General features: G+C 64.1%; 20 protein-coding genes. 9 read left to right on the top strand and 11 right to left on the bottom strand.

The window, feature by feature from the left end:
• The first annotated feature begins 6 nt into the window (after positions 1-6).
• The gene (locus tag ABIA30_RS16925) at positions 7-1,035 is read left to right on the top strand and encodes an amidohydrolase family protein (protein ID WP_370067378.1); all 1,029 of its coding nucleotides are present in this window, start codon (positions 7-9) and stop codon (positions 1,033-1,035) included.
• A 47-nt stretch (positions 1,036-1,082) separates the two neighbouring features.
• Here the strand turns inward: ABIA30_RS16925 and ABIA30_RS16920 are convergent, their stop codons facing one another.
• The 3 genes from ABIA30_RS16920 to ABIA30_RS16910 are packed head-to-tail and all read right to left on the bottom strand — an operon-like array spanning position 1,083 to position 3,909.
• Positions 1,083-1,850: an EthD domain-containing protein gene (locus ABIA30_RS16920; protein WP_370067376.1), complete on the bottom strand. Its 768-nt coding sequence runs from the start codon at positions 1,848-1,850 to the stop codon at positions 1,083-1,085.
• A complete protein-coding gene (locus ABIA30_RS16915; RefSeq protein WP_370067374.1) occupies positions 1,847-2,785 on the bottom strand; it encodes a fumarylacetoacetate hydrolase family protein in 939 nt (312 codons plus the stop codon). Before ABIA30_RS16915 ends, ABIA30_RS16920 begins: the two co-directional genes overlap by 4 nt.
• Entirely contained in the window at positions 2,782-3,909 is a 1,128-nt protein-coding gene (locus ABIA30_RS16910) for a VOC family protein (protein WP_370067372.1), read from the bottom strand. Before ABIA30_RS16910 ends, ABIA30_RS16915 begins: the two co-directional genes overlap by 4 nt.
• Before the next feature lie 299 nt (positions 3,910-4,208).
• Between ABIA30_RS16910 and ABIA30_RS16905 the strand changes: the two genes are divergently transcribed.
• From ABIA30_RS16905 to ABIA30_RS16895, 3 genes are all read left to right on the top strand, one after another.
• On the top strand, positions 4,209-4,811 hold the full coding sequence (locus ABIA30_RS16905; protein WP_370067370.1) for a TetR/AcrR family transcriptional regulator: 603 nt from the start codon (positions 4,209-4,211) through the stop codon (positions 4,809-4,811).
• Positions 4,812-4,935: 124 nt separating this feature from the next.
• The gene (locus ABIA30_RS16900) at positions 4,936-5,562 is read left to right on the top strand and encodes a TetR/AcrR family transcriptional regulator (RefSeq protein WP_370067688.1); all 627 of its coding nucleotides are present in this window, start codon (positions 4,936-4,938) and stop codon (positions 5,560-5,562) included.
• A gap of 20 nt (positions 5,563-5,582) precedes the next feature.
• On the top strand, positions 5,583-6,095 hold the full coding sequence (locus tag ABIA30_RS16895) for a hypothetical protein (RefSeq protein ID WP_370067686.1): 513 nt from the start codon (positions 5,583-5,585) through the stop codon (positions 6,093-6,095).
• Positions 6,096-6,113: 18 nt separating this feature from the next.
• Here the strand turns inward: ABIA30_RS16895 and ABIA30_RS16890 are convergent, their stop codons facing one another.
• Genes ABIA30_RS16890 through ABIA30_RS16875 form a run of 4 tightly spaced genes read right to left on the bottom strand, consistent with a single transcriptional unit; the run spans position 6,114 to position 10,081 of the window.
• A complete protein-coding gene (locus ABIA30_RS16890) occupies positions 6,114-7,076 on the bottom strand; it encodes an NADPH:quinone oxidoreductase family protein (protein WP_370067368.1) in 963 nt (320 codons plus the stop codon).
• A 2-nt stretch (positions 7,077-7,078) separates the two neighbouring features.
• Positions 7,079-8,110, bottom strand: coding sequence for a phosphotransferase family protein (locus ABIA30_RS16885; RefSeq protein WP_370067366.1), 1,032 nt, complete (start codon positions 8,108-8,110; stop codon positions 7,079-7,081).
• Positions 8,107-9,408, bottom strand: a complete 1,302-nt coding sequence (locus ABIA30_RS16880) for an acyl-CoA dehydrogenase family protein (RefSeq protein WP_370067364.1) — start codon at positions 9,406-9,408, stop codon at positions 8,107-8,109. The genes ABIA30_RS16885 and ABIA30_RS16880 overlap by 4 nt, the downstream gene beginning before the upstream one ends.
• Positions 9,409-9,418: 10 nt before the next feature.
• Positions 9,419-10,081, bottom strand: a complete 663-nt coding sequence (locus ABIA30_RS16875) for a TetR/AcrR family transcriptional regulator (protein WP_370067362.1) — start codon at positions 10,079-10,081, stop codon at positions 9,419-9,421.
• A 179-nt stretch (positions 10,082-10,260) separates the two neighbouring features.
• On the opposite strand from ABIA30_RS16875, the gene ABIA30_RS16870 reads away from it, so the two are divergent.
• From ABIA30_RS16870 to ABIA30_RS16860, 3 genes are read left to right on the top strand one after another with little or no spacing between them, the layout of a single operon-like run.
• Complete coding sequence (locus ABIA30_RS16870; protein ID WP_370067360.1) at positions 10,261-11,544, top strand: cytochrome P450; 1,284 nt, start codon at positions 10,261-10,263, stop codon at positions 11,542-11,544.
• Positions 11,545-11,548: 4 nt separating this feature from the next.
• A complete protein-coding gene (locus ABIA30_RS16865) occupies positions 11,549-11,746 on the top strand; it encodes a ferredoxin (protein WP_370067358.1) in 198 nt (65 codons plus the stop codon).
• Positions 11,747-11,748: 2 nt separating this feature from the next.
• Positions 11,749-12,033 carry a DUF1330 domain-containing protein gene (locus ABIA30_RS16860; RefSeq protein WP_370067356.1) on the top strand — a complete coding sequence of 95 codons (285 nt, stop codon included), beginning with the start codon at positions 11,749-11,751 and terminating at the stop codon, positions 12,031-12,033.
• Positions 12,034-12,051: 18 nt separating this feature from the next.
• Here the strand turns inward: ABIA30_RS16860 and ABIA30_RS16855 are convergent, their stop codons facing one another.
• The 4 genes from ABIA30_RS16855 to ABIA30_RS16840 all read right to left on the bottom strand — a co-directional run bounded on the left by ABIA30_RS16855 (position 12,052) and on the right by ABIA30_RS16840 (position 15,321).
• Positions 12,052-12,957 (bottom strand): methyltransferase domain-containing protein, encoded by a 906-nt coding sequence (locus ABIA30_RS16855; RefSeq protein WP_370067354.1) that lies wholly within the window; start codon positions 12,955-12,957, stop codon positions 12,052-12,054.
• Positions 12,958-12,981: 24 nt separating this feature from the next.
• Positions 12,982-14,286, bottom strand: coding sequence for a diiron oxygenase (locus ABIA30_RS16850; RefSeq protein ID WP_370067352.1), 1,305 nt, complete (start codon positions 14,284-14,286; stop codon positions 12,982-12,984).
• Positions 14,283-14,474 carry a hypothetical protein gene (locus ABIA30_RS16845; protein WP_370067351.1) on the bottom strand — a complete coding sequence of 64 codons (192 nt, stop codon included), beginning with the start codon at positions 14,472-14,474 and terminating at the stop codon, positions 14,283-14,285. The genes ABIA30_RS16850 and ABIA30_RS16845 overlap by 4 nt, the downstream gene beginning before the upstream one ends.
• 268 nt (positions 14,475-14,742) lie before the next feature.
• Positions 14,743-15,321: a TetR/AcrR family transcriptional regulator gene (locus ABIA30_RS16840; protein ID WP_370067349.1), complete on the bottom strand. Its 579-nt coding sequence runs from the start codon at positions 15,319-15,321 to the stop codon at positions 14,743-14,745.
• Between the two features lie 108 nt (positions 15,322-15,429).
• Here ABIA30_RS16840 and ABIA30_RS16835 point away from each other — a divergent pair, with 108 nt between their 5' ends.
• Together ABIA30_RS16835 and ABIA30_RS16830 are read left to right on the top strand one after the other, a co-directional pair.
• The gene (locus ABIA30_RS16835) at positions 15,430-16,722 is read left to right on the top strand and encodes an NADH:flavin oxidoreductase/NADH oxidase family protein (RefSeq protein WP_370067347.1); all 1,293 of its coding nucleotides are present in this window, start codon (positions 15,430-15,432) and stop codon (positions 16,720-16,722) included.
• A gap of 201 nt (positions 16,723-16,923) precedes the next feature.
• Positions 16,924-19,776 carry an RND family transporter gene (locus tag ABIA30_RS16830; RefSeq protein WP_370067345.1) on the top strand — a complete coding sequence of 951 codons (2,853 nt, stop codon included), beginning with the start codon at positions 16,924-16,926 and terminating at the stop codon, positions 19,774-19,776.
• The last annotated feature ends 8 nt before the right edge of the window (positions 19,777-19,784 follow it).

Below are 19,784 nucleotides of genomic sequence, written 5' to 3'. Positions count from 1 at the left end.
ACACTCATGGCGAGAATCGATACGCACCACCACGCCGTTCCGGCGGACTACCGTACGGCTCTGCGCACGGCCGGCATCGACGAAGCCGGCGGTCGCGCACTACCGCAGTGGAGCCCCGAAGCCTCGCTGGAGACCATGGACGCGCTCGAGGTCAGCACGGCGATCTTGTCGGTATCCACGCCCGGCACGACGTTCCTGCAGCGGGCCGCCGACGCCGCCGGACTGGCCCGCGACCTCAATGATCATCTGGCCGGCGTGGTGAGGGAACGGCCCGGCCGGTTCGGCTTTTTCGCGACCATCCCGATGCCACACGTCGACGCAGCGGTCACCGAAACCGTTCGTGCCCTGGACAGTCTGACGGCCGACGGCGTTGTGCTGCTGGCCAACAGCAACGGGGTGTATCTCGGTGAAGACGGACAGGACGACCTGTTCACCGCCCTCAATGAGCGCTCGGCGGTGGTGTTCATTCACCCCGCCGATCTACCAGGGCCGACCGTCCCGGGCGTGCTGCCGTTTGCCGCCGACTTTCTTCTCGACACCACGCGGGCGGCATACTTGTTGGTGCGTAATGGGATTCGCCGCAGATATCCCGACATCAAGTTCATCCTCAGTCACGCTGGGGGTTTCGTGCCCTATGCCAGCCACCGCATGGCGGTGGCGATCACCAGCGACACCGGAGCGAGCCCCGCCGACACCCTTGACGAGTTCCGCGGTTTCTACTTCGACACCGCGCTGTCGTCCAGCGCCGCTGCGCTGCCGTCGCTGCTGGGCTTCGCCAAGCCGGGCCACATCACCTTCGGCTCGGACTGGCCGTTTGCGCCACTGCCGGCCGCCAAACTGTTCGCAGCCGGGCTGGAAAACTACGACCTCGACACCGTCACTCGCGCGGCGATCGACCGCAACAACGCGCTTGCGTTGTTCCCGCGTCTCGGTGCGGCACCCGCTCCGCCGTCTCGATCACTGATCGACAACGCCAAATCCTTTGCGAGCCGGACAGTCATGCGCGGCGTTGCAAAGTTGATGACCGCACATTGACACCGGTGTCGCACCGCGCCGGCATCGCAGGGTGGCCGATGCGGTGTTCATGAACCGGCGCCAGGGCCGCCGATTACCGGTACGGTGCGCTCCAACGCGAACGCATGCGCTGCGGTCAGCACCTGGTTCTGCTCAACGACGACGCGGGCCAGGGGAGCGGAGTTCATGATGCTGTCGATCTCAGCGCGATCGGCGGCTCCGAAGAACACCATGCCGTGGTAGCGATGCTGGATCGGATTGTCGTGGGCTACGCCCGGTGACTGGTGGGCCAGCGCAGTCCATGGCAGGAACGTGTAGGCGCGCAGATCGGCTGCGCCAGCTGCCACAAGCGCCGGGGCCAGCTCGGTACGAACGAAACGATGGAACGCCGTTCCGCGGGCGCCGCGCCGGCGCCGTAGCAGCACCGCCACGTGTTGCCCCAGAGTGCCATCGAAACCTGTTGTCCACCAACGACCCCCACCGGGACCGGTGAGCTGGCCGAGCACCCGCGCAAACGCGTTCTGCTCGTCGAGATACACCTCTTTGGCGAACAAGCCGGTGGACAGCAAGCTGGCCTGGCTGCGGAACCGGATCTCTGCACAACCGTCGACGTGCCACTCGTCGGGGACGATGGTGCCGATTCCACCTGCGGTGGGCCAGAATCCGTGATCGGTCTCGGAGAACAGTCGCTGGTTGTACTCGACGATGTTCGGCAGCTTCTTGACTTTGTCGGCGTGAACGCCCTTCCAGTGATCGGTCGCAGTCTGTCGGGTCAGGTCGCGGCGCAGCATCAGCGGTGACACCATCGAGGTCGTGTGAATAGGTGGCGCGGTCATGCGAATCGCACCGTGTTGCGTTGCGTGCCAAGGTCAATGGCACCGTCGTCGGTGGCCACACTGGCTTCTACGACGTCGCCGTGATGCAGGTACTTCGGATTGCTTCCCTGGCGTTTGAAGAACGCCCTCCACTTCAGTGCCGGGGGCAGCAGGGCGCCGATCAGCTCGATCGGCTTAGGTGGTGCGCTCAGCGCGGTGCCGACCGGGGTTCCGGTCAGGATCAGATCACCGGCGGACAGGTCCTGGAATCGCGTCAGTGACTGCAGGGCTTTCAGCGGTTTGTAGATCATGTCAGGGCCGACGTGCATGTCTTGGCGCAGTTCGCCGTTGACCTTCAGTCGCAGGTGCAGATCGCCGAACCGCTTCCAGTCGTCGGCGTCGAGCAGGACCAGTGCCGGGCCGGCTGGGGTGAAGCTCGGATACGACTTCGCCTCGTAGAACTGGGTCTGCGGCAATTGGATGTCGCGGGCCGAGACGTCGTTGGTCACCACCAGCCCGGCCACCACCTCAGGAAGGTCCGCGGCCGTCAAGGAGGTTCCCACGGGGACGTCGCGGCCGATGACCAGCCCGACCTCGACTTCGTAGTCGAGCAGCTGTACATGGGCGGGTTTGACGATGTCGCCGAATGGACCGGTGATCGACGCCGATGACTTGCGGAAGAACGTGAGGGGGATCGTCTTCGGATCCATGCCCGAGTCGGTCACGTGTGAGACGAAGTTGGTCATCTGGGCGATCACCCGGCACGGCGCGGTGACCGGTGACACCAGTTGGAGGCTGTCGATATCCGCCATCGTGTTCGAGGCCGCGGCGACCTCGATGGCGGCGCGGTCGGCCAGCAGTTCGCCGGTAGTGGCTGCCACGGTATCGATCTGCGCTGCGCCGGAGCGGGTTTGGACCCACCAGGCATCGGCGGTACGCAGGACGGCGATGGTCATGATCGGGCTACTTTCATAAGGCCGATGAGGCGGTGCAGGTCGAATTCGTTCTCTTCCCGCAATGCGGTGAGCAGTGCGGTCGCTTCGCCGCGGAGGTGGCGTGCGCCGGTGCCGAGGAAATCGGTGGTGGCCGGCGGCCCCCACTGGGCCAGCCCGGAAGCGGTCAACGGTGCCCAGCCGGGTTTGAGGGTGTTGTCGAACATGTCGCCGTCGGTGAAGTGTTCGACGAGGAAGTCGTCGGGGTCGCGCCAGTAGTCGAAGATCTGGCTGCCTTGGATGTGCCTGCCGATGCCCCAGGAGCGTTGGTAGCCATTGTCTTTGAGGTGCTCGCCGCCCGCGGCCAAGGCGTCGAGATCGCAGACCTGATACGCCGAATGCAGATATCGGTTGGCCGGGCCCAGCGCCAATGCCACCGTGTGATGGTCGGCCGGCTCCGAACCGCGGTCGCAGCGGATGAAACTCATGGTAGGTCCCCGGTCACGCTGTCCGGGGTAGAACTGGAAGTCGCTGACGATCATCCCGAGGGTGTCGAGGTACCAGTCCAGTGCCGCACGATATTTCGTGGTCTGTAGCACCACGTGTCCGAGACGCTGGACGGCAGCAGGTGCCCGCAGTGGGCGCTGGGTGGCGTTGACGCGGCCGAGGTCGTGACCGATGTTGTAGGTCTGCGGGCGCTGCGCCGGCACCGGATCGAGCGGGCGGGTGCCGCTGACGACTTTGACCGGAAGGCCACTGGGATCGACCAGCGCCACGGCCACCCCGCCGAGCGAATCGGGAAGTGGCTGCACCTGAGTTCCGGTGGCTGTTGCCAGGCGCGGCACATCACCGTCGGCGGCGGTGAAGGCCATACCCCGAAATCGGGTCGTCGGTCCCCGTCGAATGATCACGCACGGGGCGGCGGGGTCGGTACCACGTAACTGCAGTTCGGTGTCCGTACGTGACACGGTCGCGAAACCGAAAGCGTGAGCGAAGATTTCGGCGCGCCGCAAGTCGGGTTTGTCGAACTCCAGCCAGGCAAGGTCGGCAACCTTGATCACCGGATTGGCGCTGCGGCCGGGATGTTCGCCTGTGAGTGCGCCGCGCTGGCTGTGCAGGCCCCGGTGGTCGCCGACGGTGTCCGTCATCGCGATTGTCCTTTCGTGATGAGTCGTGTCAGCGCGGATCGATTCCGCGCTGTCGGGACGCGAGAGTGCGTGTCGGGGTAGATGCCGGCGCCGCGGACCCGTGCCAACTCCCAGCCCTCGAGCGGCGGTCGCCCAGGACACGTCGAACGGATGGTCAGCGGGACTTGTGACCGCTAAGACCATTGAACACTAGTGTTTAATATCGATCAATAGTGTTCTAAATATTGCAGTAGAGTTGTTGATGGATCGGCGACGTGACAATGTGTCCGCGACTGCCCAGACCTGAGAGGGGCACCGCGTTGACCTCTACCGAACAACGGATCAACCAGGCCGCGATCCGGTTGTTCGTGCAGAAGGGTGCGACCCAGCTGACGGTCAGCGAACTGGCCGCCGAGGCCAACGTCGCCCGCGGCACCCTCTATCGCAATGTCGGTTCCATGGACGACCTGTTTGACCGCGTCGTTGCCGACTTCAGCGCCGACCTGCACCGGCGCGTGTCCGACAGTTTTGACGGCATCGACGACCCGGCGGCGCGGCTGGCCACCGGCGTGCGGATGTGGATCCGATACGGACACGACAATCCCGAACTCGGCCGTTTCATCGTCAAGTTCGGCCTGGCCGAGGGTGCGCTGCGAAGCGTCATGGTCGGCCCCACCATGTCGGATGTCATGAACGGAATCGACGCGGGCCGCTACGTGATCACTCGGGCTGATGGAGAAAGCGTTGCGGCACTGATCATGGGGTCCACCATCAGTGCTATGTGGCTGGTCCTGGAAGGGCATCAGACGTGGCGCGACGCCGGTTCTGCCACGGCCGAACTCCTGCTGCGGGCCCTCGGAATCGACGTCGGCGATGCGCGCGACATCGCCCGGCGTGAACTGCCCCAGCTCCGGCCCGCGTGACAGGCAGTTACAAAGCTAGCTGAGCGTGTAACTCGGCAGCTCGTTGCGGTCGCAGAAAAAGTGATGCTTGCCACATGTCGCGAACCAACCTACTGTGTGTTCAGTTGGTTGGTTGAACGAGAGGTTGTCCGTGACCGCGTCGCCCGAAACGCCGAGGCCATATGCGTCGCTGCTGGCCAAGGGCGAGGACCGCAAGCAGCGGATTCTCGAGGTCGCGGAGCGGCTGGTGGCTCGCAACGGCTGGCGCAACACCTCGCTGGCGCAGATCGCGCGGGAGGCCGGGGTCAGTCCGGCCGGCCTGCTGCACCATTTCGAATCAAAGGAAGCCCTGCTCGACGCGGTCCTGGACGCCCGCGACGCAGACGACAACGCACACGCTGATCTATCCGGCGATCTCGCGCACGAGATCGGCCGGGTCGCCGAACGTTTCGTCCGGGCGCCGGAGCTGGTCGGGACCTTCTCGGTGCTGCTGATCGAGAACATCGCTCCCGATGCGCTCCTGCACGACCGGCTGCTGAACCGTCAGCGCACGGCCACCAACATCGTCGCCGACATCATCCGGACCGGCCAGGACGAGGGCCGCTACCGCACAGACATCGACGCGGCCATCAAGGCCGTGGAAATACTGGCATTTGTCAATGGAATGGAGACCGCATGGCTACTCGACCCATCAATCCCTCTGGTCGCAGTGTTCAAGGGTTACGCGGAGTCCCTGACACGCGATTTCGCCGTGGAGCTGGTGACCGGATGACCGCGACCCAGGAGGTCGACATGCGGTACCGCCTCGATGTGGTCGCGCCGAGCGTGGCCGACGTGGTGGCCTCAGCCGGTGGCTGGTTGGTCGACCGGGTGATGGCCGGCTGGGATGTCACCGTGCTGATCTCCGGTGCGCAATCCGCCGCCGACCTGCGCCCGCTGCAGATCCTCGGTGTCGAGGTCGGCGATCTCGAGTCGGCGATGCAACTGTGGGAGCAGCGCCCGCATCCGCAGACCGTCGCGGTGGCGGCGGACCTGTTCACCAGCAATGACCAGGTGCGGGAGGGTGTGCTCGGGGCGCTGGAGCAGGGAATGACCGAGGTCACGCTGTGGGGCGAGAGTTGGCCGTCGGAGCTCGATGCCACTGTCGATTGCGTTCAGCACGAATTAAGTTCCGCTGCAATGGCATTCAAGACGCAGGCGATGAATGCGCTGGGTGCCGGTGGGGTGGTGGCAGGCGCCGAGGTGTTCCGCTGTGGCGTCATGACATGTCCCTCGGTGGCTGCGGACCTGGTGCCCGCCAGCTGATTTCGTGGTGGCCGGCACTCAGGGGCTGATCAGTACCTTGCCGATCGCCTTGCCGTCGGCGACCATCCGAAGCGCGGCGGCGGTGTCAGTCAATGCGAATTCGGCCCCGATGTGCGGACGGACCGCACCGGAGCTGAGCAACTCGCGCAACTCATGCTCGTTGCGAGTGAACTCGGCGGCCGGCACGTCCTGGAATTGGAATCCCAGTACCTGAATTCCCTTGATCAGGACCAGGTTCAGCGGAATGCTTGGAATATCGCCGGAGGCGTAGCCGACCGTGACGAACCGCCCGCCGCGGCTCAGCGCCCGTAGCGCCGGTTCGGACAAGTCACCGCCGACGGGATCGACCACCGCGTCGGCGCCGGTGGGTAGCGCCTGCTTCAGCGCGGACCGTAGGTTCTCGTCGCGGTAGTTGATCGACACTGCGGCTCCGTATCGACTTGCCGCGTCGAGCTTTTCGTCCGACGATGCCACCGCGATCACCCGCGCCCCGAGTGCGGTGGCCAGCGCCACCGATGCCAGCCCGACGCCACCGCCGGCGCCGAGCACCACCACCACATCACCTGCCGAAACCAGAGCCATCGACCGCAGGCAGTGGTACGCGGTGCGGAACGCCACGCCGGAAGCCGCCGCGGTCCGGTCGTCGATGTCCTCCGGTATCCGCGCCAACGCGGCGGTCGGCACGCACGTCTGCTCGGCGAACGCCCCGAACATCGTCGTCCCGGTCACTCGGTCACCGACCGCGAAATCTGTTACCCCCGAGCCCACTTGGGTGATCACCCCGGAGAACTCACTGCCCGGTACGAACGGCGCTGGAACACTGACCTGGTACCGATCGGCCACCAGCAGGACGTCCGGGAAGTTCACCGCGGCCACCGACACCCGGACCAGGACCTGGCCGGCCGCCGCGGTGGGGACCGGCAACTCGATGACCTGCACCACTTCGGGCGGACCGTGCTCCAGGCAGACTGCGGCGCGCACGGCTACCGAGGGTAGTCGGTTGAGGCGGCCAACTCGGCCGCCGAGGCCATCAACTCGGGGACGATAGGGCCGAACGCCTGCAGCTTGACGTCATTGCCGGCGCGCTGGAAGCCCTGTTCCAGCACGATGGCCAACTTCCACTTGGCCAGGATGAGGTAGTAGTCGAGATCGTCGACCTGGCGTCCGGACACCTCCGCGTAGTGCGCGACCACCTGATCGCGGGTCGGCATGTAGCGCATATCGACATACCCGGTCTCGGAAGCCTCTGGGGCAGTGGGGTCTTCGGGCCAGCCCTGCACCATCCAGGCCAGGTCCAGCTTGGGGTCCCCGACGGTGCCCATCTCCCAGTCGACCAGCGCGGCCAGCTGGGCCGGCTCGCTGTGTCGGTACATCACGTTGGCGAACTGGTAGTCGCCGTGCATCAGGCCGGGGACGAAATCCAGTGGTGCGTGGTGCTGTAACCATGCGGTGGCCTCGTCCATGCCGTCGATGTCGCGGCCCTTGATCCGCTCGAAGAACCCGGTCCAGCGTTGCACCTGGCGCTCGTGGAACCCGTCGGGACGGCCCAGGTCCTGTAGCCCCTTGGCTTGCCAATCCACCTTCGACAGCAGGGCAATCCCTTCGGCGAGTTGATAACTCAGCCCGGCACGCAGTCCGTGATCGGAATCGAACGGCTCGGGCCAGGTGTGCTGGTCCATTGGTGACCAGCCGTCGACGAACCCCATCACGTAGAACGGCCGGCCCAACACCGAGGCGTCCGAACACACCCCGATGGCCTTGGTGTGTGGAACTTCGGTGCCATCGAGGGCCTCGATGATCCGCCACTCGCGCAGGATGCCCTTGTCGCGGTCGGCCGGGGCGCCCGGCGGTGGGAGCCGGATGACGCTGCGATGCTCGCCGCGGGTGATCAGATAGATGACGTTCTGGGTGCCGCCGGAGAGGAATTCGGCCTCGGTCGGTTCGCCCGCGCCGGGCAGCCCGGCGTCATCCATCCACTCGGTCAGGCGGGCGATGTCGATGGTGGGATCGCTCATTGATTGCCCACTTCCAATTCCAGGAATTCGGCGTACTTGGCCTGTGCCGCTTCGCGTTTGCCGGGCAACCACTCGGTGGGCCACAAGCCGTCGGTACCGTGGTAGTCGCGCAGCACCTGCTTGGCGACCGTGGTCTTGTGCACTTCGGTGGGTCCGTCGGCCAGACCCATCACCGCCGCACCGGTGACCATGGCCAGGAACGGCATCTCGTTGGTGACGCCCAGTGCCCCATGTACCTGCATTGCGCGCCAAGCGATGTCGTGCAAGACCGTGGGCATGACGACCTTGACCGCGGCGATGTCCTTGCGGACCTTCTTGTAGTCGTTGTACTTGTCGATCTTCCATGCGGTGTGCAGCACCAGCAGCCGGAACTGCTGCAGTTGGGCCCACGAATCGGCGATGTAGGCCTGGATCGCCTGCTTGTCGGCCAACAGGCTGCCCGCGGTGTGCCGGGACAACGCCCGCTCGCACATCATGTCCAGGGCCCGCTGTGCCAGTCCGATGGTGCGCATGGCGTGGTGGATGCGACCACCGCCCAGGCGGGTCTGGGCGATGACGAAGGCCTGCCCCTCACCGCCGAGCACGGCGGAGTTCGGCACCCGCACATTGTCGTAATGGATCAGTGCGTGCGAGCCATGACCATCCGTTTCGCCGTACAGGCCGGAGTTCCGCACGATCGTCACTCCGGGGGTGTCAGTCGGCACCAGGAACATCGACATCCCTTGGTACGGACTGACATCTGGATTCGTCACCACCATGACGATCAGGAACGAGGAGGTCGAGGCGTTGGAGGAGAAGAACTTGTTGCCGTTGATCACCCAGTCGTCGCCGTCGCGGACCGCGGAGGTCTTGAATTGGGTGGGGTCGGCACCACCCTGCGGTTCGGTCATCGAGTAACAGGAGAAGACCTCGCCGTCCAGCAGTGGTCGAAGGTACTGCTCCTTCTGCTCGGCGGTGCCGTAGTGCGCGATGATCTCGGCGTTGCCGGTGTCCGGCGCCTGGCAACCGAAGATGATGGGCGCCCACTGGCTGCGGCCCAGGATCTCGTTGAGCAACGCCAACTTGAGCTGACCGTAGCCCTGCCCGCCGAGTTCGGGGCCAAGATGGGTGGCCCACAAGCCTTTTGCGCGCACCTGCGCCTTGAGTGGATCGACCACGCTGCGGCGCGTCTCATCGAGGGGGGTGAACTGCAGGTGCGGCCAGATCAGGTCCAGTGGCTCGACCTCGTCACGCACGAACGTGTCGGCCCACTCCAGCAGTTCGGCGAATTGCGGGTCGGTTTCGAAATCCCAAGCCATGACATCTCCTTCAATTCTCGGTCTGCTGAATTCCAGCGATCAGGGTGCAGATGTCCGCGCCGACCACCTCGGCGAATGAGCGGTGTCCGAAGGCGCCCGCGGCCCAATGCCGGGCGCCTTCGCTGACCAGTGTCATGGCCAGATAAGCCAAGTGGTTGACGTTGGTCGCCTCGGGCAGCTTGCCGTCGGTGCGGGCCCGCGCGAACAGCTCGGTGAACATGCCGCCCCCCAGGTCGGGCGGGGTGCCGTCGTTCAGGATGCGGTGTTCATGGCGATAGCCCTCGAGAATGGTCTCGACGATCAGTTCGCGCGGGTTCTGGTTCATGGAGTTCTCCATGCTGTGCAGTGCCGCGGAGATGACCTCGGCCATGTCGTAGTCGTCGGAGTCGGTGCCCAACAAGCCGGCGATCGTGCGCTGCGCTGCTTTGGTCGACATGACGCCGACCTCGAACAGCACATCCTCCTTGCGGGGGAAATAGAAGTAGAACAGCGCCTTGGAGACGCCGGCTGCCCGGCAGATGTCGGCCACGGTGGTGGTCGCGTAGCCGTTGGTGCGCCACAACGCCATCGCGGCCTGCACCAGCATCCGCTTGGTTTCCTTGGATCGGGACTGCGCCAGAGATGCTCGACGCTGACCCCGGTCAGGCGTTATCGGTGCGCCGATCCGTGGCATAGCTGCACGTTATCGCCGATCCGCAATTCTGACCAGGGTCAACTTTTCGCAGTGCCCCGCGCGGTCCGACGGACTTGCGGACGAGGGACGTTGACGCGGACCCGGCGGCTGTGAAAATCTTGATGTTCAATAGTGAGAGTCATATTCTCCTATTGCGAGATCGCCGAAACGGAGCGCAGATGGCGGACAGCCCGACCGACATGGATTTCTTCCGGGACGATCGATTGGTCGCCGATCCGTACCCGTACTTCGCCGCGCTGCGCAACAGGTGCCCGGTGACCCCGGAGAACCACCACGGCGTCACCATGGTCAGCGGCTGGGACGAGGCCGTTCAGATCTACAACGACGCCGACACCTTCTCGTCCGTCACGTCGGTGACCGGTCCATTCCCCGGATTCCCGGTACCACTGCAGGGCAAGAGCAAGGATGAGATCAGTGTGTTGATCGAAAAGCACCGTCCCGAACTGCCCTTCAGCGATCAGCTGCCCACGCTGGACCCACCCACCCACACCGACCACCGCGCCCTGCTCATGCGGTTGATCACGCCCAAGCGCCTCAAAGAGAACGAGGACGCGATGTGGAAGCTCGCCGACGAGGTGCTCGACACCTTCTTGGATCCGGGTGAGGGCGAGTTCATCAAGGGCTTCGCCAGCCCCTTCACCCTGCTGGTGATCGCCGACCTGCTCGGCATTCCCGAGGAGGATCGGAACAGCTTCATCAACGGCATCAGCCACAACTCCGGCGGTGGCGTCGGCGGCACCGGCGAAGAAGCGTTGGCGCACAGCCCATTGGAGTTCCTCTACGACCTCTTCGCCTCGTATGTCCAGGACCGGCGGGAGAACCCGCGCGACGACGTCATGACCGGAATGGCCACCGCCACTTTCCCGGATGGTTCGGTTCCGGATGTCGGAGACGTTGCGCGCGTTGCCACCAACGTCTTCTCGGCCGGTCAGGAGACCACGGTCCGACTGCTGGGCACGGCACTGAAGGTGATCGGGGAGCAGCCGGAGATTCAGCGGCTGTTGCGCGAAGATCGAAGCCTGATAACGAATTTCATCGAAGAGTGCCTGCGCATCGAGAGCCCGGTGAAGGGCGACTTTCGGCTGTCACGCTGTCCGGTGACGGTGGGGGAGGCGGAATTGAGCGAGGGCACCACGGTGATGGTGCTCAATGGCGCAGCCAACCGCGACCCGCGCCGCTTCGAGGACCCCGACACCTTCGACCCGGTCCGCAAAAATGCCCGCCAGCACTTGGCTTTCGGTCGCGGCATCCACAGTTGCCCGGGCGCCCCGCTGGCCCGCGCCGAGACCAAGGTCGCGCTGGAGCGGCTGCTGGACCGCACCGCCGACATTCGGATCTCGGCAGCCAAGCACGGCGATCCGGACGATCGGCGGTACCGCTACATCCCGACGTTCATCCTGCGCGGTCTGATCGACCTGCACCTCGAGTTCGACAAAGCCTGATGTCATGAAAGCCGTTGTCGACGAAGACCGTTGCCGTGGGCACGGCATGTGTCTGACGCTGTGCCCCGAGGTATTCGCCATCGGTGACGGGGGTTACGCCGAAGTCCTGGTCGACGAGGTTCCCCTCGAGTACGCCGCTGCAGTGGCCGAGGCCGTCGACTGCTGCCCCGAACAGGCGATCAAAACCGTTGAAGGAGAATGAGAATGGCCAAGGGTTACGTCCTGATCACCGAGACCGTCACCGATCCCAAAGGGATGGCGGAGTACGGCAAGGCAGCGCGTAACGCGATGGGCGGGGCCACCATTCTGTCGGTCGACCAGAAGCCGATCGTCGTCGAGGGCGCGTGGGAGTGCACCCAGACCGTCCTGCTGGAGTTCGAATCCGTTCAGGCGGCGAATGATTGGTACTACTCGGACGCCTATCAGGCCGCAGCCAAGCTGCGGCAAGCCGCCGCCGACTGCAACGGGGTCATCCTGTCGGGTTTCTGACCCACCCCGAGCGGACGGTCAGGCGGGTTTGTGGAACGTATAGACCTGATATTGCAGTAGGCCGAACGTGGACAGCCACCGCATCCATCGCGTGCCGACGATCATCATTTTCTGCGCGTCTGCTGAACCCTGCTCGCGGAAGAACTTCAGTAGGAACGGGTATGTCGGCAACGTGTTCTTGCGGATGTTGCGGCGCGCGTGCAGTTGCAGCCCGGCCCGTTTGCCCATGGCTTTGTAGCCCCGCAGGGGCACATTGCCCAGGGTTCCGTAGGACTTGGCGATTCGGGGGCGGATCGCCATCCAGATCGGGGTCTTGCCGAAGAACATCATGGTCGGCACGAAGTCGGACACCGCCAGATAGCCGCCGGGCTTGAGCACCCGGGCGGCCTCGGCCAGGAATTTCTCGCGCGAGGGGAAATGAAAAATGCACTCGACGGCCAGGATGCGGTCGAAAGAGTTGTCCTGGAACGGTAGCTGGCAGGCGTCTGCCTCGACCCAATCAATCGTGTTGCCGTTCAGGGGCGTGGTCTGGGCCGCCGCGGCCGCGAGCTGGCGCGGGTCGATGTTCAGGCCGGTGATGTTCATGTCGCAGCGGCTGGCGTTGATCTGCCCGATGGTGCCGCCGAACCCGCAGCCGGCATCGAGCAGCTTCTGTCCGTCGGTGACTTTTGCGGCCTCGATCAGCACGCCGTTCATGTGCTCCATGGCTGCGATGTAGTCGGCCCGGGTGCCATCAGCGCTCTTGGGGTCTTCCCAGTAGCCCCAGTGCACCTGGTTCTCCCAGAGCTGGCCCGTTTGGCCGCCGCCGGCCCGCTCGTCGATGAGGAGATCGAAATAGGGCAGGTCCGCCATGCGCGGACCGTAACACTGTCCGGCCTCGGTGGCGCGGACCTTGCCCGGTGCGGCCGCGGAAAATGGTGTCATTGGTGCCTTTCTCATGTGGCGCCGTTACAGGGTGGGCATGAACTCGGCGAGCGCAAGGATCATGAACACCACCAAGGCGAGCCCGATCAATCCGCCGGTGGGAATCATGGTCACGCAGACGACCACCCAGACCAGAAGCCTCGGCCATTCGAAAGGCTGATTCCCCATCACGCCGCCGCGGCGTTCCCGCAGGGTGTGGTATGCCGCCCACACGGCTGCCCCGGCCGCGGCAACGGTGATGATGCGCAATCCGACCGGCGTTGCGCCCAGTGCGAGAGCCACCATGATCGCCGCGGCCGTACATCGCATCCACACGGTCGTCCGGAACCTGGCCACCCGCTCTTGCGCGGCGCTACGGTCCGGCTCACCGCGATACCGGGGTAGGCGCCCGTCGATACCCAGGACCCGCCAGATCCACCGTGACCACGCGGTTCGCAGACCGAGGTCTTCGGCAACTCGTCGAACGTCTGCGGCCGACTCGGCCATCATCTGCCGCGATCGCGCACTGCGCCAATAGGAGGCCTTGAACACTCGTCGTGGAATCCCGAACTGCCGGGCGAACGTGCGTGGCGGCGCGATCATCTCCCCGATCAACCACCGAAGAAACAGCGGGAAGGTAATCGCGTACAGCGCCCGCCGGAAGCGTCCGGCCTTTTGGATGCAATTCGCCAGATGAACGTCGGCAAATGATATATGGCGAGCTTCCTCGGCCAGATGGATGTAGGTGATCTTATTCAGCAGCGAAGGAACCTGCGCCGTGCCTCGGTGTTGCAGCGTCTGCTGAAAATGCAGCGGCTGTTCGCCACAAAGTACCCCGATGAATAGGAAGACACTGGCGTAACCGCCGACAAAGCTCAGGATCGGCCCGAATATCCGGGAGCCTCGCCGCATCCCAGGCACGTCTTCGCCCGTGCGGTTGATGAATTCCTGGAACATCTGGATGTGATTGCATTCGTCGGCCAGCTCAGAGATCAGGTACTGCGATACCGGGGAGCCGTTCGGAAGCTTGCCGGCGTAATGGACCACTCCGCGGATCAACATCATCTCGAATTGAAGCGTGACCTTGAGCATGTTCGCAGTGAGCCATCGGCCCATGTCGATGCGGTTTTTCAAAGACTGTTCGGCATACCAGTCGGTTGCCGCCAGCGGAGCGATATCGGAATCCAGCTGCCAGCGGGGGTCGTTCTGATCGAGTGCGTTCTCGGTTGCGTCCCAGTCGATATCGACGTCCGGATCGAAACGCAGACGTGCCCTCGCGCTGGAGAGGGCCTCGACCCTGTCGGTATAGAGAGCCGCCAATGAGCTGTCGGCGTCGTTGACCGCCGTCATTTGCCAGTCCGTTGACGAATGTTGTCTGCCGCGAGGGTGGGTTTGCCGGCGCCGCCGACACTTTCGCTACGGGCGACCGAGGTATCGAATTCTGTCATCGCGGCGCTGACCCAATCGCGATGGCCGGGCTCAACGATTGTGGCCATGGCGAACGCCAAATCGCCTGCACCACCGGCGATGAGCGACACCCGTGTCATCCGCGTCCACCTCACGTCAATGCTGGTTGAACCGGCATAACGTAACACTCAGGCACTTCAAAGCGGATTAACAGTGCCCGACTGTTATGAATAGTTGATGCCGTTTTAGCCATTGCGTATTTAATACACATGGTCGGCATTCCTGTCCTGTGATTTGCCGATTGGATGTCGACCTGCGTGAAATCACCAAGACGCGTCGGCCTGCGGATTTGACGCCACCCGGTAACTGGCGATTCGTCGATCGCAGAAGGCTGCGCGTCTAGTTGCGCAGGTTTGCGACTGCGTGGATTGCGGCGCGGACCCGCGCGTCGGTGACCTGGGGGTCGGCGTTGTCGAACTTTCCGTCGAGGTAGAGAAACGCCAATCCGTGCACCAGCGCCCAGATCGCATCGCTGAGAGATTCGGTGTCAGAGTCTGGAAACGCGCGGGCAACGATGTCATTCACGTAGGCGGTGATGACGGTCGTGGCGTGCGCCCGTTCTGGGGTGGTGGGATCGCACGGTTCGCTGAACATCACCCGAAACAGGGCGGGTCGGCGCAGGGCGAACTGCACGTATGCCACTGCGACGTCGGCCAGTTCTTCTGGCGTTGACGGCTCGGGGTTGGCGTCGACCAGTACTTCGGCCAGGTCTTGATAGCCGACTGCCGCGACCGCTGACAGCAAGGCGTCCCGGTCGGCGTAGTGCCGGTATGGCGCAGCGGCGGTCACCCCGGCGTGCCGGGCCACGGCACGTATCGAAAGTGCCTCGGCCCCACCGTCTTCCAGCAATGCCAATGCGGAACTGATCAGGGCGGTCCGTAAGTCGCCGTGGTGGTACGTCGCGTTCGACGGTGGCATGAGTCCTTCCTCACACATGTTGACACCGTTTACATCGGTGCCTAATGTCAGCACTGTTCACATATGTCAGCAGTGTTTACATGTTAGCCGACTGGAGGCCTCGGACTCATGGCATCACCACTTTTCACCCCATTGACACTGGCATCGGGCCGCATCTTGCCGAACCGCATCGCCAAGGCCGCAATGGAAGAAAGCATGGCGGCAGCCGGTCAACTGCCGGATGAGCGATTGTTCACGCTGTACCGCCGTTGGGGTGCCGGCGGTACCGGCTTGCTGATCACCGGCAACGTGATGGTGCATGCCGACGCGCTGACCGGGCCGGGCGGCGTCGTGCTCGACGAGCACGCCCCGTTGGATCCGTTCGTTCGGTGGGCCGAGGCGGGTAAGGCCGGCGGCGCGGCGATGTGGATGCAGATCAACCACCCGGGCCGGCAGGTGCAGGCGGATATGCCGGGAGTGGCGTGGAGTCCGTCGGCCGTGGCTGTCTCGGGTAGCCAGGCCAAGCGCTTCGCCAAGCCGACAGCGATGTCGGCCGATCAAATTGCCGAGACGGTTCGACGATTCTCAGTTACCGCGGCGCGGGCCGAAGACGCGGGTTTCGACGGCGTCGAGATCCACGCCGCGCATGGCTATCTGCTCTCGCAGTTCCTGTCCCCGCTGGTGAACCAGCGCACCGACCAGTGGGGCGGATCGTTGGACAACCGCGCGCGACTCCTGCTGGATGTGGTGCGGGCGGTGCGCGAGTCCGTCACGCCCGACTTCTCGGTCGCCGTCAAGCTCAACTCGGCTGATTTCCAGCGCGGTGGCTTCGACGCCGGCGACGCGCGGCTGGTCATCGAGATGCTGGCACCGCTGCGTGTCGACATGGTCGAACTCTCCGGTGGCAGCTACGAGAGTCCGGCAATGACGGGACGACCGGCCGACGGACGGACCGCCGAGCGCGAGGCCTACTTCCTCGATCTGGCCTCCGAACTTGCTCTCACCAGCCCGATTCCGCTGATGCTGACCGGCGGAATCACCCGGCGCGCCACCGCTGAACAAGTCCTGGACCACGGTGTGGCGGTGGCGGGAATCGGCACCGCCCTCGCCGTCACGCCGGACCTTCCGCAGCGGTGGCGTAACGGCGCCGAAGCGACGCAAGCATTGCGTCCCGTGCGCTGGTCCGACACGCAGCTCGCCTCCGCCGCCGGCATGGCCCAAGTCCGCCAACAACTTCGACGCATTTCTCGGGGGGTACAACCGAAAACCTCGACCCACCCGCTGATGGCGTTGGCCTGCGATCAGCTCATTGCGCAGCGCGCCCTGCGCAATTACCGAGGCTGGCTCAAGGCCCGTCGGGCCGTGCCCTCTGCGCCGTCGTTGTCTGCAGCGAATAGGTATTGGCCAGATCGTCTTGGGTGACGTGCGTTCGCCGTCCGAGGAACGCCACGGCTGATCCGTACGAGGAATTCCGGAATTGACAGCCTCGTCAAGCCAGGCGGAAATCTGTCCACCATCGACAAAGGTTTGACGGGCTAGGTATATTACGCGCGATAACCGCTATGTAATGCCGACGAGCTCGCTCTCCACGTGCATGCTGGGCCTGATCGGAGGGTGCTGTCGATGAGTGCCAATAATGCCGAACGATCCAAGATCGGCCATCTCATCCGGGCGCTTGCCATCCCCATCGTCTTGGGCTGGTTCGCGCTGAACGTCGGCACCAGTGTCTTCGTCCCCAGCCTGGAGAAGGTGGGCGAGGCGCACACCGTCGGGCTGAGCGCCAAGGACGCGCCGGCGATGATCGCCATGAAGCAGATCGGCGCTGACTTCGGCGAATTCGACTCCGACAGCAATGCGATGGTCGTTCTCGAAGGAGACCAGCCGCTCGGTGCCGCCGCGCACCACTATTACGACGGTCTGATCGCGAAACTGCGGGCGGATACCGCTCACGTCGAGCACGTCGCGGACTTCTGGAGTGACCCGCTGACCGCCGTGGGTTCGCAGAGCAGCGACGGCAAGTCCGCCTACGTCCAGATCTATCTGCGGGGCAATCAGGGGGAGACCCTCTCCAACGACTCGGTGGCCTCGGTGCGGGACATCGTCGCGCAGTCGAATCCGCCGGCCGGGCTCAAGGTGTACGTCACCGGCGGCGCCCCGCTGATATCCGACCAGCACCACGCCGGCGACAAGAGCATCGCCAAGGTCACCGCCATCACCCTGGTAGTGATCGCGGTGATGCTGCTGCTGGTCTACCGGTCAGTGGTCACCCTGATCCTGATCCTGTTGATGGTGTTCCTCGAACTCGGCGCAGCCCGTGGTGTGGTTGCGTTCTTGGCCAACGCCAACATCATCGGGCTGTCCACGTTCGCGGTGAACCTGTTGGTGTTGATGGTCATCGCGGCAGGTACGGACTACGCGATCTTCGCCATCGGCCGTTACCAGGAGGCGCGTGGAGCGCACGAGGACCGGGAAACCGCGTACTACACCATGTTCGGCAGCACCGCGCACGTCGTGCTGGGGTCCGGCCTGACCATCGCCGGCGCCATGCTGTGTCTGAGCTTCACCCGGCTGCCGTACTTCCAAACCCTGGGCGTTCCGTGCGCGATCGGTACCCTCGTCGCGGTCATCGCCGCGCTGACCCTCGGCCCGGCCGTGATCACCATTGGTAGCCGATTCAAACTGTTCGAGCCCAAACGGGCGATCCGGTCTCGTGGCTGGCGGCGGGTCGGTGTCGTCGTGGTGCGCTGGCCCGGCCCGGTTCTGGTCGGCACCCTGGCGCTGGCGTTGGTCGGACTGGTGACCTTGCCCGGCTATAAGACGAACTACGACGCGCGCCGCTATCTGCCGGCCGACCTGTCGGCCAACGTCGGATATGACGCTGCCGAAAGGCATTTCAGTGCTTCGCGGATGAATCCCGAACTGCTGATGGTGGAGACCGATCACGATCTGCGCAACTCCGCCGACTTCTTGGTGATCAACAAGATCGCCAAGGCGATTGTGCACACTCCTGGTGTCGCGCGGGTGCAGACCATCACCCGGCCCGACGGAAAGCCCATCAAGCACTCGACGATTCCGTTCATCATGGGTATGCAGGGCGTCACCAGTCAGATGAATGACAAGTACATGCAGGACATGATGGCCAACATGCTGCAGCAGGCCAATGACATGCAGGTCAACATCGACACGATGACCAAGATGCAGAACATCACCGCGCAGATGGCTGCGGCAACGCACGGCATGGTCACGAAGATGGTCAAGACCACACTCGACGTGGCGGATCTGCGTGACCACATCTCGGACTTCGACGACTTCTTCCGCCCGCTGCGCAATTATCTGTACTGGGAACCGCACTGCTACGACATTCCGGTGTGCTGGTCCATCCGGTCGATCTTCGACACCCTCGACGGCATCGATACCACGAGCGACGACATCCAGAACCTGATGCCTGATCTGCTCAAGCTGGACAAGTTGATGCCCCAGATGGTCGCTCTGATGCCCGACATGATCTCGACCATGTCGCACATGAAGCAGTACATGCTGACGATGTACCAGACCCAGAAGGGCGGGCAGGATCAGCGGTCGGCCGCGCAGGACAACGCCTCGGCAATGGGTGACGCGTTCGACAACTCGCTCAACGACGATTCGTTTTATCTGCCGCCAGAAGCCTTCGACAACAAGGACTTCAAACGAGGGATGAAGAACTTCCTCTCCCCGGATGGCAAGTCGGTGCGGTTCATCATTCAGCACGAAGGCGACCCCGCGACACCCGATGGCATCTCGCATGTCGAGCCGATCAAGCAGGCGGCCAGGGAAGCCATCAAGGGCACCCCGCTGGAGGGGGCCAAGATCTATCTGGCCGGCACCGCGGCGACCTACAAGGACATGCACGACGGTTCGCAGTACGACCTGATGATTGCCGGAATCGCTGCTGTGTCACTGATTTTCGTCATCATGCTGGTGATCACCCGAAGCCTGGTGGCCGCTGGAGTCATCGTGGGCACGGTGTTGCTGTCCCTGGGTGCGTCGTTCGGCATGTCGGTGTTGCTGTGGCAGCACGTGCTCGGCCTCGAACTGCATTGGATGGTGCTGGCGATGTCGGTCATCCTGCTGCTGGCGGTCGGGTCCGACTACAACCTGCTGCTGGTGTCCCGCTTCAAGGAGGAGCTTCCGGGCGGGTTGAAGACGGGGATCATCCGGTCCATGGCGGGAACCGGATCGGTGGTCACCTCGGCCGGTCTGGTGTTCGCCTTCACGATGGCGTCGTTCACCTTCAGTGATCTGAAGGTCATGGCGCAGGTGGGCAGCACCATCGCGCTCGGGCTGTTGTTCGACACCCTGATCGTGCGTTCCTTCATGACGCCGGCGCTCGCCGCGTTGCTGGGCAAGTGGTTCTGGTGGCCCAAAGTCATCCGTCAGCAGGCATCCGAGCGGCGGTTGGCGGCTATCGGCATCGAGCCGGCCGAGGTCGGACACTGACGGCAGTT

The sequence above is a fragment of the Mycobacterium sp. MAA66 genome, assembly GCF_041261665.1.
In the GTDB taxonomy this organism is placed as follows: domain Bacteria; phylum Actinomycetota; class Actinomycetes; order Mycobacteriales; family Mycobacteriaceae; genus Mycobacterium.
The sequence above is the reverse complement of the archived record's forward strand: the minus strand, read 5'-3'. Positions and strand labels throughout refer to the sequence as shown.

Bases quoted from the DNA above. Each gene is read 5' to 3' on its own strand.
- ABIA30_RS16925 (WP_370067378.1), top strand. From the start codon at position 7: ATGGCGAGAATCGATACGCACCACCACGCCGTTCCGGCGGACTACCGT.
- ABIA30_RS16920 (WP_370067376.1), bottom strand. From the start codon at position 1,850: ATGACCGCGCCACCTATTCACACGACCTCGATGGTGTCACCGCTGATG.
- ABIA30_RS16915 (WP_370067374.1), bottom strand. From the start codon at position 2,785: ATGACCATCGCCGTCCTGCGTACCGCCGATGCCTGGTGGGTCCAAACC.
- ABIA30_RS16910 (WP_370067372.1), bottom strand. From the start codon at position 3,909: ATGACGGACACCGTCGGCGACCACCGGGGCCTGCACAGCCAGCGCGGC.
- ABIA30_RS16895 (WP_370067686.1), top strand. From the start codon at position 5,583: ATGCGGTACCGCCTCGATGTGGTCGCGCCGAGCGTGGCCGACGTGGTG.
- ABIA30_RS16885 (WP_370067366.1), bottom strand. From the start codon at position 8,110: ATGAGCGATCCCACCATCGACATCGCCCGCCTGACCGAGTGGATGGAT.
- ABIA30_RS16880 (WP_370067364.1), bottom strand. From the start codon at position 9,408: ATGGCTTGGGATTTCGAAACCGACCCGCAATTCGCCGAACTGCTGGAG.
- ABIA30_RS16875 (WP_370067362.1), bottom strand. From the start codon at position 10,081: ATGCCACGGATCGGCGCACCGATAACGCCTGACCGGGGTCAGCGTCGA.
- ABIA30_RS16870 (WP_370067360.1), top strand. From the start codon at position 10,261: ATGGCGGACAGCCCGACCGACATGGATTTCTTCCGGGACGATCGATTG.
- ABIA30_RS16865 (WP_370067358.1), top strand. From the start codon at position 11,549: ATGAAAGCCGTTGTCGACGAAGACCGTTGCCGTGGGCACGGCATGTGT.
- ABIA30_RS16860 (WP_370067356.1), top strand. From the start codon at position 11,749: ATGGCCAAGGGTTACGTCCTGATCACCGAGACCGTCACCGATCCCAAA.
- ABIA30_RS16855 (WP_370067354.1), bottom strand. From the start codon at position 12,957: ATGACACCATTTTCCGCGGCCGCACCGGGCAAGGTCCGCGCCACCGAG.
- ABIA30_RS16850 (WP_370067352.1), bottom strand. From the start codon at position 14,286: ATGACGGCGGTCAACGACGCCGACAGCTCATTGGCGGCTCTCTATACC.
- ABIA30_RS16840 (WP_370067349.1), bottom strand. From the start codon at position 15,321: ATGCCACCGTCGAACGCGACGTACCACCACGGCGACTTACGGACCGCC.
- ABIA30_RS16835 (WP_370067347.1), top strand. From the start codon at position 15,430: ATGGCATCACCACTTTTCACCCCATTGACACTGGCATCGGGCCGCATC.
- ABIA30_RS16830 (WP_370067345.1), top strand. From the start codon at position 16,924: ATGAGTGCCAATAATGCCGAACGATCCAAGATCGGCCATCTCATCCGG.